Below are 13,110 nucleotides of genomic sequence, written 5' to 3'. Positions count from 1 at the left end.
TGGCATAATCCAGACGAACGGGCAGTCGTGCCCCCTGACCACTGCTGCAAGAACTGCGTGCTCCAGTCTCATGGACGAAACCGACGACTTCATCGTGCGCACCATGTCGGCCGACGAGGTGGCCATGTCGGTGGAATGGGCCGCCGCAGAGGGATGGAATCCCGGCTGGCACGACCCGCCATGTTTCAGGGAAGCAGACCCGGACGGCTTCTTCGTCGGCGTCTGGCGCGGCGAGCCGGTTGCCTGCATTTGCGCCGTCGCCTATGACGACAGCTTTGGCTTCATCGGCCTTTACATCGTGAAACCCGGTTTTCGCGGCAAAGGCTTCGGCCTGCGGACCTGGCAGCATGGCATGCGTTACCTGGGAGACCGCAACATCGGCCTCGACGGCGTCGTTGCCCAGCAGGCGAACTACCGGAAGTCCGGGTTCCAGCTCGCGTACCGCAACATCCGCTATCAGGGCCTCGTGAGCGGCATCGGTTGCGCGCATGTGGCGGCGGTGGCCGACGTGCCGTTCGCGCAGCTGCTTGCCTACGATCGCTCCTGTTTTCCCGCGCAGCGTGAGCGCTTCCTCTCGGCCTGGATCGCGCAGCCGGATGCCGTTGCGCTCGCAACCATCGACGCGGGCCGGGTCGCCGGATACGGCGTCGTGCGCCGCTGCCAGGCGGGCTGCAAGATCGGCCCGCTGTTCGCCGACGACGCGGACGTCGCCACGGGCCTCTTTCGCGCGCTTGCGGCACGCATGCCCGGCGAGGTCATCGTGCTCGACGTACCGCAGACGAATCCCGCGGCCGTCGCGCTGGCCGAGCGGCACGGCATGGCGAGCGTCTTCGAAACCGCGCGAATGTACACGAAAGGCGCACCCGCGATTGCGATGGATCGGGTGTTCGGGGTGACGTCGTTCGAACTGGGATGAGGCTGCTAAAGCGCAAGCCGCTGGACATAGCCCGTCAGCTCGAGATAGCCGCGTCCGACCGGTTTTGCAGCCGGTTTTGCCGCGCTTGCGCCCGCCTCGAAGGCCGTCACGGCGCCCTCCCAATACACCGCGCCGGTCGTCACGCGGCTGTCGAATTCCTGATCGTCCATGAGCGGCACGAGCGTCAGATGCCGGTCCTGCGCATCGACGCGCATCGCCACCGGATACTCCGCGCCGGTATGCGGCGAACGCCACCGGCGCAGCGGCGTGAAACGAATGCTATCGGGCGATAGCGCATGCGTGCTTCCATCGGCGGCGCGCAGCGTGCCGCCTGCCCAGAACTTGCGGCCTGCCTTGTCGCGAATCTGCAAGGCCATCAGCGCGCCGCCGTCGTCGAAATTGATGCCGATCCAATCCCAGCCAACGGCGTCGTCGGCTAGCGGCGCCGACGACCATTCGTGGTCGAGCCACGCCAACCCGCGCACGGGCTCCCCTTTGCCGCGCGCATCGGCACTGCGTTCGAGCACGCCTTCGACCTGCAGCCACGGCTGGCTGTAGTAGTAGCTGGCCTCCTCCGGCAGCGGACCTTTGCGGCTATACCCGCCTGCACCGTTGACGAGCACCGGCTGTGCCGGCGCCAACGTGAAGGCGAAGGCGAAGCCGGGCGTGGCCACGTTCAGGCGGTAGCGGCCGTTAGCATTGCGTACGAGCGACCAGTCGTCGATATGAACGGCCGTGTCCGTCTCGCTCGCTTCGGCAAGTCCAAAGCCGCGCCGCGCGACGCGCTGGTCGTGCTGCAGGCTGGCCGCGCTAGGATCGCTCAGCGCCACGTTGGCGAACAGCAATTGATCCGGCGCGAAGCGGCTCGGGTTCGCCTCATCGAGCGCGGGGCGCGAGCGGAAGAATGTCGCTTCGAAACCCAGCGATGCACCGGCATGCGTTTGCAGCCAGCCCGTCACGTACCACCATTCGTTGCGAAAGCTCGAATGCGCGCCATAGTCGCGCGGGAACACAAGCGGCTGTCCGCTCGTGACCGGCGGATATTGCGGCAGGCTCGCCCGCGCGGCGTTCTGCGTCAGGGCGGCCAGCGGCCAAAAAAGGAACGTGCGCCGTCTCATCGCGTCACCAGTCGTCGCGTACGGCGCGCACCGCGTCCACCGACATTGCCGCGCGCGAACTCAGGAGCGCCGTGAGCGCGGCGGCGAGGACGACCGCCAACGCCAGCGCGGCGAGCAACCCCCACGGCATGTGCACGCTCATCGTCCAGTGAAACGACTGCGGGTTGACGACATGCACGAGCACCATCGCGAGACCCAGGCCCAGCGTCAGCCCGGCGAGCACGCCAAGCAGCGCCACGAGCGCACCCTCCATCGCGAGCATGACGCCGATCTGGCGGCGCGTCACGCCGATGTGCCGCAGCATGCCGAACTCGCGCGTGCGCGCAAGCGCCTGCGAGCCGAAGCTCGCGCCAACGCCGAACAGTCCGATGATCACCGCCACCGCCTCCAGCAGATACGTCACGGCGAAGCTGCGATCGAAAATCCGTAGGCTCGCCGCGCGAATCTCGCCGGGCTGCGCAAACTCCAGACGCTGCCCGCCGCGCACGCCCTCGCGCAAGCGCGCGATCGCCTGCGCCGGCGCCACGCCCGGGGCGATCCATAAGGCGGCGTCGCTCACGCGTGTGTCGCCAGTCAGGCGGCGATAGTCGCTCGCGTCGATCACAATGGCGCCGAACTGGCGTGCGTAATCGCGCCAGATGCCGGCCACCGTGAACGGGAGGCGCTGCCCCGCCAGCGGCAGCGTAATGCGCTGACCCGGGTGCATCCCATACAGATCGGCGGCGGCCTCGCTGATCCACACGGGCGGCGGGTCGCCGGGCTGCGGCGCGAGCGGCGCGCTCGTCAGCGGCAGACGCGCGGCGGGATTGCGCGCATCGATGGGCCGCGCGAGCAGGCTCACAGGCGGCAGGCGAGCGTCGAGCGAGATTTGCGTCGCGCGAAGAAACTCCGCGCGCGCCACGCCTGGCGTGGCCGCGATGGCCGCCTGATCGCCCGGCGAGAGGAATGCGCTGTCGCCGCCGGGCGCAGCGCGCAGGTAAAGCGGCGCGGGCAGCAGCAACTGCAGCCAGTCGTCGACCGCGACGCGAAAGCTCGACACCATGATCGCCATCGCCGTCATCAGGCTGAAGCTCGTGACGATGCCCGCCAGGCCGATCGTCGCGCGGCCGGGGGCATTGGCGAGCTGCGCGAGCACAAGCTGCGGCACGACATGATTCGAGCGCGGCAGCAAGGCGAACACCGCACGCGCGACGGCCGGCATCGCGAGCACGCCGCCCAGCAGCAACAACGCGATGGCGAGATAGCCGAACACCGGCAAGCCGGCCACGGGCGGCAACAGCGCCGCCACGAGCCCGGCGGCGAGCGCGAGCAGCGCCGCCGCAACGGTGCGCTTCGTGCGCAAGCGTGCGGCCGGCGCTTCCTCGTCGCCCGCCTTCAGCGCCCGCGCGGGCCGCGCCCTCGCCGCTTCGAGCGCCGGCGCGAGACTGCCGAGCACCGATGCGGCCACGCCCAGCGCAAAAAATATCGCGGCGGGCAGCGCATCGAAATACAAGCGCGGCTGCACCCCTTCGAAATAGCCGCCGCCCAGATCGCCGCCCGCATAACGGAGCACGGCGGCCGCGAGCGCGAAGCCGATGGCGAGCCCCGCGGCGGCGCCGAGCACGCCGAGGATCGCGCCCTCCGCGACGACGAGCCATAGCACGCCCCGCCGCGTCACGCCGATCGCGCGCAGCAGCGCAAACTGCGCGCGGCGCCGCAGCACGGCGAGCGCCTGCATCGTGAAGACGAGGAATGCGCCCGTGAACAGCGCGACGAGCGCAAGCACGTTGAGATTGGCGCGATAGGCGCGCGAAAGCATCGATGTGCGGTGCGCGTTGTCGCGCGGCGTGACGGCGGAGACACCCGCGGGCAATCGCGGCGCGATCGAACGCGCGAACGCTTCGGCGTCGACGCCCGGCTTGAGCTTGATGTCGATGCGCTCGAGCGTGCCGAGCCGCTGCAAGCGCCATTGCGCGGCGCCGATGTCCATCACGCCGACGCGCACCGCATCGCCCGACGCGGGCAACACGCCCGCAACGCGCAGCGCGACCGAAGCGAGCCCGACCTGTACCGTGAGCGTGTCGCCGGGCTTGAGCGCGAGCCAGGTCAGCGCGGCGGGCGAGAGAAACACCGTGTCGGGGTCGAGCAGATCGAGGGTGCTTGCCTTCGCGCCATTCGTGTGACTGGCGCGATCCGCTCGATCCACGCGCCCGACGAGATTCGGCGTGACGTAGCCTGCGCGAAAGACATCGACGCCCAGCAGCTTCAACGACTCGTCGCGTCCCGCGACGCGCGCGTCGACCTCGACCACGGGGCTGGCCGCCGCGACCTCGGGCAAACGCGCAATACGCGGATACAGCGCCTCATCGAAGCCCGCGCGCGGGCCGCGCAGTTCGAGATCGGCGTTGCCCATCAGCGAGTTGACCGTGGCCGACAACTCGTTGAGCGCCGCGCGATTGATCAACTGCACGGCGTAGCCCATCGCGACGCCCGCGGCGATCGCGAGAATGCCGATCAACGTGCGCAGCGGATGCGCGCGCATTTCCCCGCCGATGAGCGCCGCACCGACTCCGCCAGCGGGCATGCCATGGCCCGGGCAGCGCGATGCACGCGCTGCGTCGGAGTCGCGCGACGCGCGCTCGGCGCCGAGCCAGCGCATCGCCTACGCGCCGCCTGCGCGCGGCGTGTACGGCTCGAGCCCGTCGGGCGTGAGCCGCAGCACGCGGTCGGCGGCAGCCGCCACGGCAGCCGAGTGCGTCGCGAGCAGCACGCCTGCGCCGTTCTGTTGCGCCAGATCGCGCAGCAGCGCGAGCACGCGCATCGCCGTGTCGTGATCGAGATTGCCGGTGGGCTCGTCGGCCAGCACGAGACGCGGCTGATGCACGAGCGCACGTGCGATCGCCACGCGCTGCAATTCGCCACCCGACAACTCGCGCGGCAACGCGTGCTCGCGCCCGCCGAGCCCGACCGCCTGCAGCACGAGCGACACGCGCGCCGGCACGTCTTTCGCGCGCGCGCCGTTCAGCAGCAGCGGCAGCGCGATGTTCTGCGCCGCCGAGAGATTCGGCAGCACATGAAACGCCTGGAACACGAAACCCATTTTCTGGCGGCGCTGCAGGGTGGCAGCGTCGTCGTCGAGCGTGGCGAGGTCGTTGCCGTCGAAGACGATGTGTCCCGCATCCGGCCGGTCGAGTCCGGCCGCGAGATTGAGCAGCGTCGATTTGCCCGCGCCCGATTCGCCCATGATCGCGACGCACTCTCCCGAGCCCAGTTCGAGATTCACGCCGCGCAGCACGTTGCGCGGCGTGGTGCCGTCGTAGTGCTTCGACACATTGGCGAGCGTCAGCATAGCGGCCCGGCTAGCGCGCCTATTCGGCCAGCCCCATGCCGTGCTGCGGCGAGGTCGTGGTCGAGCCGGGACGGCGCAGCATCTTGTCGACCTCGCCCGCGTGCAGTTCCTCGACCTGGATCATCTGGCGCGCGTACTCTTCGAGCGCAACCGAGCGGTCTGCCACGAGCGAGAGCAGCTCGCGGTACAGACCGAGCGCGATCTGTTCGGCTTCGAGCGATTCGCGCAGGATGGAGCCGATATCGAACGTATGGGAATCGAGCAGCGGTCCGATTTCGAGCGACGGATACGCGCCGAGCGTCGTGATCCATTCGCCGGCCTGCTGCGCATGCAGGAGCGATTCGTCGGCCTGCTGCCGCAGCCAGGAGACGATCGGAATGCGGCCGAATCCGAACACCAGGAACGAATAGTGCGTGTACCGCACCACGCCCGCCAGCTCGGATTCGAGGATCTTGTTCAGCACGGCGACGACCGGCTCCTTTTCGATCTCAGTCATGTTGCCTCCCATGCAAGGCAAGTAAGCGGTGGGGGTGGTTCATCACGCCTCCTTCTCGCAGAAATCGGGCGGAAAAGCACGTGCAATCGTGTACAAGCGGTGTACAAGCGCGCCAACGGGTTCGATTGTTGCACTTATCGCGGCTTGGTGCTGCGCTTGGTGCTGTGTTTGGTGCTACGCCTGGCGTCACGTTCGGCGCGGCAATCGACAAGCCGCGCCTCGAGCAGGTGCGCCAGTGCGCGCCCCCCTTCGCGCATGATCGAATCGTGATTCCAGCGGAATACCAGCCGCGCGAGCGGCGCGAACGCGACCGCGCTCATCCACGCACTGGCCGTCCTGACCTGCCAGTCGTAGCGCACCATCGTGCGGTTGCCGTCGGCTGCGAAATGCCAGCGCCCCACGCCCTCCAGCGCGCCGCTGGCTTCGCCCTCGAGCGCCACGAGCGGCGTGACGCGCGTCACACGCACGTCGATGATCACGCGATAGGGCAACGCGCCCTTCCAGGTGTAGCGATGCACCGCGCCGAGACCGTCTGTCCCGCCCGCCTGCAACTCGCGCACGGCTTCGACACTCTTCCACCACTTCGGCCAGGTCATCGAATCGTGGATCGCGTCCCAAACCGGCTGCAGCGGCGCCTCGATGCACCACAAGGTGGTCAGACGGAATTCCGCCATCGTTCGCTTCCTCCTGGTTTGCAATACGGCCAGGTCTGCATTGCGGGGGGCGAAGCCGTGCTCCAGAATGACGCATCATCCACGTTGGAGTATAGGAGGCGGCGATGGCGCTCCCAGTCCGCGATTACGTGGCCGTCGCGCAGGCACGCTTCGATGCGCTCGCAAACTATCAGGTCACGCTGAAATCGACATCGGCGCGGGCGGAAACGGTCGAGGTACTTTATGGTTACCGCAAGCCGGGTTTCGTTCGGATGGACTTCATCCGGCCGCATGCGGGCGCGACACTCACCTTCAGCCCTGAATCGGGCAAGGTCAAGCTCTGGCCGTTCGGCATCGACACGTTTCCGCGGCTCACGCTGAGCCCCGACAATCACATGATCCAGAGCCCGCAGGGGCATCGCGTGGACGAGTCCGATATCGGCGCCCTGCTCGCCAATGTCCGCGCGCTCCAACAACATGGCGACACACAAAACGTCGGCGCTGAGACGATCGACGCGCGCGAGGCGGCGCATGTGATCGTGGCGTGCCGGCCAGGATACCGGGCGAGCGGCGTGTTCCGCTATGAATTGTGGTTCGATATGAGCCACGGGCTGCCCATCAAGGTCGTAAGCGAGGGCGAATCGCGCGAGCCGATCGAAACGGTGCTGATGGAGAACCTGCGCATCGACGTGCCGGATGCGCAGCTCTGGCCGTTTGCCTAGGCGCGCGAGCGGCGATTAGCATCGGGCAAGCCAGCTGAATCCTCAGCTTAATCCATGCGCAAACACGCCAGCCAGGAATGCCTCAACCTGTTAGGATGCCAAAGAACCGGTGAACCCACACGGGCACGACAATTAAGCTATCGCCGGAAAACAGACGTCTCATCCCCAATCGTTGCTAACGCAGTTAAACGCGAATCCATCGACGGAATCGACCGCGGGCGCCCCGCTCGCGTAGTCATCTCCGTCGCCTGGATCGAAGGGACATGGCATGTTCAGAAACCTTGTTGATTTCGCGAGGCAGGTGCGGCGCAGCGAAGACTTCAAAAATGCGCTCAATACGCCAGGCCGCGTTGCCCTCCATGCCAGACAACGCCTCAACCGCGGCCACTTCGTCATCGAGATCCGGGCGAGTTCGGGCTTCTTTTCCGTCATGCAGATTGTCCTGTGCACCCTCCTGTACTGCGACGAAAAGCGTCTGACGCCCGTCATTTCCGCGCGTGGCGGCAGTTATGGCGACCCGCAAGGCAAAATCGACTGGCTAGCCGAATGCTTTGAAAACCTCGCACTGCCTGCCATGCCACAAGCGCAGCGCTCTGGTTTGCGAACGTCGGTCGTGCGCGATCTCGGCGATCTGGGTTTTCGCCGTTACGAAGCCGGCCTCGGGCTGCAGCGGGCGAGCACACTGTTCCTGTCGAACTACCGGCCAAGCGAGTCGATCCGGGAGGAAGTCGCGCGCATCAGCGAACGGCTCGATATCGGTTCATCGACACTGGGCGTCCACTTTCGCGGCACGGATAAAAAGTTCGAAGCCCATACGATCGAATGGAATGCGTTTTGCCATAAGGTCGAGAAAGCGCTTGCGGAAGATCGCCATCTCACCCGCATCTTCGTCTCCAGCGACGAGCAGGCGTTTCTTGACTTCTTCCTGAAGTGGGGCTTCGCGGTGCCCGTGAACGTCGCGCCTGCCGCGCTGCTCGCGAGCGGTGAAAAACCCGTGCACTTCAGCGGTCATCCCGGACTCGCCATCGCCCGCGAAGCCCTGGTCGCGAGCCTGCTGCTGGCCAATTGCGGGCATTTGATCAAGACGCCCTCCTATTTGTCTGCATGGTCCAAAATCTTCAATCCTTCGCTGCGGGTCAGGCTTGCCGTGGCACCGCGCGAGAACGCATTCTGGTTTCCCGATAGCCAGATCTGGACCGAGCAGTACGAGCGCGAGCGTGAGAGCGACCTCGTCAATCCGGAAATCGAAATCGCGCCGTTCGAGTCGCCTTTCACGGGAACAACCGGGACGACTGCAAACGCGGGGACCCTACCCCGACCCTTCGACATTTGAAGGCGCAGTATTTCTCACGCCGCGCTTTTCGCGACCCGCGCCTTCAGCGCCTCGATCACCGCCCGCACCTTGCCCGACGGATAGCTCGTCGGCGCAAACACGGCCTGCACGTTCGAAGGCACGCCGGACCATTCGGGCAGCAACCGCACGAGGGCGCCAGACGCCACATCGGCGCGCGTCGAGAAGTCGGTCAGCGCGGCAAAGCCACCGCCCGCGAGGACCGCGGCGCGAGCCGAGGTGGCCGTGTTCACGCTCATGGCGTTCACGCAGCGCACGCGGCGCACGGCCTTGTCGCGGGTGACGCGGCCCGCGGCGAGCCGCCCGGCGTCGCGCGTCAACTCGAGCGTCGACGGATGCCGCAGCACCGTCATCGCGATATGCGGCAAGGACGCCAGTGCCTTCAGCGAACCCGGCATGCCGTGCCGCGCGACGAACGCAGGGCTCGCGACCAGCCAGCGCACGTAGCTGCCGAGTTTCACCGAACGGTAGTTCGAGTCCGGCAAGTTGCCCAGCCGCACCGCCAGATCGATGCCCTCGCCGATCAGATCGACATAGTGGTCGGCACAGACCAGTTCGATTTCGAGTTCCGGATACGCGCCGCGTAAATCGACGAGCGCGGGCGCCACGACCTGTGCGCCGTAGTCGACCGGCGCGCTCACCCGCAGCGTACCGCGCGCGGGCGATGCCTCGCCCGACGCCGCCGAAAGGGCCTCTTCCGTCATCTGCAGGATGCGGCAACTGGCGTCGTAAAACGCGCGGCCCGCGTCGGTCACGGAAAGTCGCCGCGTGGTGCGTGCGATCAGGCTCGCGCCGATCTCGCGTTCGAGTCGCTGCATATGCGCGCTGACCATCGTCTTGGCAATGCCAAGCCGCTCGGCCGCCGCCGTCAGCGAGCCCGCTTCGACCACGGCGACGAACACCGCCAGCCGGTTCAGATTGACGTCGCGCACATCGGTCATCGGCGATTGTCCACTTTCGATAGAAAATGATTACAAGCTTAGCAGTCTTCTCGCGCACGCAGTCATTGCCTAATCTGCAAACTCCCTGCCGCTTCTTTCCGAAGCGCTTTCGTTATGGAGAATGCCGATGCCTGCTGCCCGTCCCGCCACGCCGATCCGCCTGTACACCACACCGCTGTCCGGTCACGGGCACCGCGTGCGGCTCTTCCTCTCCCTGCTCGATCTGCCGTTCGAGATCGTGCCGGTGGATCTCGCCGCAGGCGAGCATCGCCAGAGCGCGTATCTGAAGCTCAATCCATTCGGCCAGGTGCCGACCATCGTCGACGGTGACACGGTACTGTTCGATTCGAACGCGATTCTCGTGTATCTGGCCAAGCGCTACGGCGATCCGTCGTGGCTGCCGGACGACGCACTCGGCGCGGCAAACGTGCAACGCTGGCTGTCGCTTGCCGCCGGCCCTATTGCATACGGCCCGTGCGCCGCGCGTCTCGTCCATGTGTTCAAGCGCGATCTCGATCTGGCGCGCGCACAGGAAACCGCTGCAACCCTGCTGCCGCTGCTCGATGCCGAACTCGCGCACAAGCCATTCGCGGCAGGCAGTCACGTAACGATCGCCGATATCGCCGCGCATACGTATATCGCGCATGCCCCTGAAGGCGGCGTGTCGCTCGAGCCGTATGCGCATCTGCGTGCATGGCTCGAACGCGTCGCCGCGTTGCCGGGCTTCGTGCCAATGCCATCGACGCAAGCGGGCCTGCTAGCGGCCTGAACCGCACGCGCGCGTCGCCAACCCGAGACCGTCATGAATGCACTGCCTGAACTGAACCCCTATCACGCGATCGGCCCGTTTCACGACGGCGAACGTGAGGCGCAATCGCGGGCGGGCGTCGCCGACATCGCGCTCGCGTACGGCTCGCGCGGTATTCGCGACCAGATGCCGGACCAGCATCGTGCGTTCTTCGCGATGCTGCCGTTCATGGTGTTCGGCGGCGTCGATGCAAACAGTCAGCCCTGGGCGACGATGCGCGCGAACACGGCGGGCTTCGTATCGACGCCGGACAGCCGCACGCTGCGCATCGACGGCGGCGCGTTGCCGGGCGACCCGCTCGCGGGAAGCTGGGTGCCGGGCGCGCGAATCGGCGGGCTCGGCATCCAGCCGCACACGCGGCGGCGCAACCGCGTGAATGGCGTGATCGAAGCGGTAGACGGCGACGTAGTCACGCTCGCGGTCAAGCAAAGCTTCGGCAACTGCCCGAAGTACATCAACGGCCGCGAGCCGACGTTCGTCGGCAACCTGCCGCCGAACGCGTCGGTCGAACACGCGGATTCACTCTCGGAAGACGACCGCGCCCTGATTGCCCGCGCCGACGCATTTTTTATCGCGAGCGCCAATCTCGACGATGCAGCCGCAGCCGGGCGCGGCGTGGATGTCTCGCATCGCGGCGGCGTGCCCGGCTTCGTGCGGATCGACGACGCGCGCACGCTGACCGCGCCCGACTTCAGCGGCAACAATTTTTTCAACACGATCGGCAACCTGCTGCGCGAGCCGCGCGCGGGGCTGCTGTTCGTCGACTTCGAGCGCGGCGATCTGCTCTATCTCGCCGTGCGCGCCGAGGTGATCTGGGACGGCCCGGAGGTCGCGCAATTCCCGATGGCGCAGCGGCTGGTTCGCTTTCATCTGCACGAGGTGCGGCGCGTGCGAGGCGCGTTGCCGCTGCGCTGGTCGGCGGTCGACTATGCGCCGCAGTTCGAGCAGGTGTTAGCCGCTGCGCCGAAAAAAGCCGACGCACCCTCATGGCGCACGCTGCGCGTGGCCGACGTGCACGACGAATCTCCAACGATCCGTTCATTCTCTTTCGAACCGGTGGACAGTCGGCCACTCACACCATTCGAAGCCGGGCAGTACCTTCCACTGCGCGTCGCCGCACCGGGATCGAACAAGCCGCTCACGCGCACGTATACGCTCTCTGCGGCGCACGATGCCGCGCGACCCGCGCGCTACCGGATCAGCGTGAAGCGCGACGGCGCGGCGTCGCGCTGGCTGCATGAACACGCGCGCATCGGCTCGCTGATCGACACGCTGGCGCCACGCGGGTCGTTCAAGCTCGATGCAAGCAGCCCGCGCGCGATCGTGCTGGCAGCGGCAGGTATCGGCATCACGCCGATGCTGGCCATGCTCGACGCGGCGCTCGCGCTCGAACCGCAGCGCCGTATCCATGTGTTCCACGGTACGCGCGGTGAGCACGAAAGACCGTTCGCCGCCGTACTGCGCGAGATCGAACGTGCGCATCCGAACGTGTCGGTGCATCTGTACGACAGCGCCGCGCAGCACGACGCGCCTGATGGCGAGAGGCTCGCGGGCCGTGTGGACGTGAATGCCTTGCGCCGCTTCCTGCCGTTCGACGACTACGACTTCTATCTGTGCGGCCCCGAAGCATTCATGCGCGACTTGTACGACGGGCTGCGCGCGCTGAATATCGCCGACGAGCGCATCCGGTTCGAGGCGTTCGGTCCGTCGAGCGTGAAGCGTACGTCGCCTGAGCAACCTCCCATTGCGGGAGACGCGACGAAAGGCGGTCCGGTGACATTTGCCCGCACAGGGAAAACGGTTCGCTGGGAGCCGCAGCAGGGTTCGCTGCTCGATGCAGCCGAGCGCTGCGGCACGAACGCGGCGTCCAACTGCCGCTCCGGCATGTGCGGAACCTGCGCCGCGCGCGTGCTGGAAGGCGGCGTGGAATACGACGAAGCGCCGGAATTCGACGTCGAGCCAGGCTACGCGCTGATCTGCGTCGGGCATCCGGCGGCGGGCGGCGTGACGCTGGATCTCTAACCGCTGTTCGCTACACGCCGTGATTCGCGTCAATGAGACCCGAGGCCTGCAGTTCCTCCAGGTCGGGGAGCGTCGAGGAAAACGCTGTGTATTGCATCGCTTGCTGCGCGAGCGCGGCCAGTTGCGGGAACGATTCGCCGTGGAATAGGCGGGGCAAGACCGCCGAGGCACTTTGGAACGCCACGACTGCCATGATGTCGGCCTGCAAGATGCGCGAGCCGAGCAGCCATGGGTCCGCATGCGCCGCTTCCAGCACGCACAAGCCGCTCTGCAGCTGTTCCCGATAACCGGCCTGCAGGTGAGCGAGCCGGTGGGCCTCGGGACGCAGCATCAGCTCGTCGCAATAGCGGGCCACCTTGTCGTAACAGGCGCAACCGTAGCCGACGAGCTGCATCGCGCGCACGCGCTCCGGGCCGCTCGCCGGCATCAAGCGCCGGTCGGCCGGCACGATGCTGTCCAGATAGTCGACGACCGCGTGGCTGTCGATGAGCACCTGGCCGTCGTCCAGCTGCAGTGCGGGCACGCGCACCATCGGATTGAACACCCTCACGCGTTCCGGTTCCCGATAGGCGTGATAAGCCAGATGTTCGAACGGAATCTGCAGCAGGTTTAGCGTGATCCCCACCCGCCGCGTGTAGCCGGATATCCACGGGCCCACCAGTTTCATCGGCAATCTCCAGCGGTGCGCGTTGGACAGCGCAGAAAGCCGAGTTTAGCGGCTTTGCACGGGAGACGCCGTTGCCGTGGAGGAGCCG

The 13,110-nt window shown here is 66.8% G+C and carries 12 protein-coding genes; 5 read left to right on the top strand and 7 right to left on the bottom strand.

Annotation, left to right across the window (positions count from 1 at the left end):
* Nucleotides 1-70 precede the first annotated feature (70 nt).
* A complete protein-coding gene (locus U5A58_RS24955) occupies nt 71-916 on the top strand; it encodes a GNAT family N-acetyltransferase (protein WP_321963475.1) in 846 nt (281 codons plus the stop codon).
* A 5-nt stretch (nt 917-921) separates the two neighbouring features.
* On the opposite strand, the gene U5A58_RS24950 is transcribed toward U5A58_RS24955, so the two are convergent.
* From U5A58_RS24950 to U5A58_RS24930, 5 genes are all read right to left on the bottom strand, one after another.
* Nucleotides 922-2,034, bottom strand: a complete 1,113-nt coding sequence (locus tag U5A58_RS24950) for a lipocalin-like domain-containing protein (RefSeq protein ID WP_321963474.1) — start codon at nt 2,032-2,034, stop codon at nt 922-924.
* A 4-nt stretch (nt 2,035-2,038) separates the two neighbouring features.
* Nucleotides 2,039-4,672, bottom strand: coding sequence for an FtsX-like permease family protein (locus U5A58_RS24945; RefSeq protein WP_321963473.1), 2,634 nt, complete (start codon nt 4,670-4,672; stop codon nt 2,039-2,041).
* A gap of 3 nt (nt 4,673-4,675) precedes the next feature.
* A complete protein-coding gene (locus tag U5A58_RS24940; protein ID WP_321963472.1) occupies nt 4,676-5,362 on the bottom strand; it encodes an ABC transporter ATP-binding protein in 687 nt (228 codons plus the stop codon).
* 19 nt (nt 5,363-5,381) lie between these two features.
* Nucleotides 5,382-5,858: a ferritin-like domain-containing protein gene (locus tag U5A58_RS24935; RefSeq protein ID WP_321911023.1), complete on the bottom strand. Its 477-nt coding sequence runs from the start codon at nt 5,856-5,858 to the stop codon at nt 5,382-5,384.
* A 134-nt stretch (nt 5,859-5,992) separates the two neighbouring features.
* Nucleotides 5,993-6,532 (bottom strand): SRPBCC family protein, encoded by a 540-nt coding sequence (locus tag U5A58_RS24930; protein WP_321963471.1) that lies wholly within the window; start codon nt 6,530-6,532, stop codon nt 5,993-5,995.
* A gap of 104 nt (nt 6,533-6,636) precedes the next feature.
* Between U5A58_RS24930 and U5A58_RS24925 the strand changes: the two genes are divergently transcribed.
* The gene (locus tag U5A58_RS24925; protein ID WP_321963470.1) at nt 6,637-7,233 is read left to right on the top strand and encodes a sigma-E factor regulatory protein RseB domain-containing protein; all 597 of its coding nucleotides are present in this window, start codon (nt 6,637-6,639) and stop codon (nt 7,231-7,233) included.
* Nucleotides 7,234-7,501: 268 nt separating this feature from the next.
* Nucleotides 7,502-8,566 carry a hypothetical protein gene (locus U5A58_RS24920; RefSeq protein WP_321963469.1) on the top strand — a complete coding sequence of 355 codons (1,065 nt, stop codon included), beginning with the start codon at nt 7,502-7,504 and terminating at the stop codon, nt 8,564-8,566.
* Between the two features lie 14 nt (nt 8,567-8,580).
* Here U5A58_RS24920 and U5A58_RS24915 read toward each other — a convergent pair whose 3' ends face one another.
* Nucleotides 8,581-9,525: a LysR family transcriptional regulator gene (locus U5A58_RS24915; protein WP_321963468.1), complete on the bottom strand. Its 945-nt coding sequence runs from the start codon at nt 9,523-9,525 to the stop codon at nt 8,581-8,583.
* A 127-nt stretch (nt 9,526-9,652) separates the two neighbouring features.
* On the opposite strand from U5A58_RS24915, the gene U5A58_RS24910 reads away from it, so the two are divergent.
* Together U5A58_RS24910 and U5A58_RS24905 are read left to right on the top strand one after the other, a co-directional pair.
* On the top strand, nt 9,653-10,294 hold the full coding sequence (locus U5A58_RS24910) for a glutathione S-transferase (protein WP_321963467.1): 642 nt from the start codon (nt 9,653-9,655) through the stop codon (nt 10,292-10,294).
* Between the two features lie 33 nt (nt 10,295-10,327).
* Nucleotides 10,328-12,355 (top strand): pyridoxamine 5'-phosphate oxidase family protein, encoded by a 2,028-nt coding sequence (locus U5A58_RS24905; RefSeq protein WP_321963466.1) that lies wholly within the window; start codon nt 10,328-10,330, stop codon nt 12,353-12,355.
* A 10-nt stretch (nt 12,356-12,365) separates the two neighbouring features.
* Here the strand turns inward: U5A58_RS24905 and U5A58_RS24900 are convergent, their stop codons facing one another.
* Nucleotides 12,366-13,022, bottom strand: a complete 657-nt coding sequence (locus tag U5A58_RS24900) for a glutathione S-transferase family protein (protein WP_321963465.1) — start codon at nt 13,020-13,022, stop codon at nt 12,366-12,368.
* Nucleotides 13,023-13,110: the final 88 nt, after the last annotated feature.

It is taken from the genome of Paraburkholderia sp. J7, from assembly GCF_905220155.1.
Classification (GTDB): domain Bacteria; phylum Pseudomonadota; class Gammaproteobacteria; order Burkholderiales; family Burkholderiaceae; genus Paraburkholderia.
Note: the sequence above shows the minus strand (reverse complement) of the source record. Positions and strands in the feature narration are given on the sequence as shown.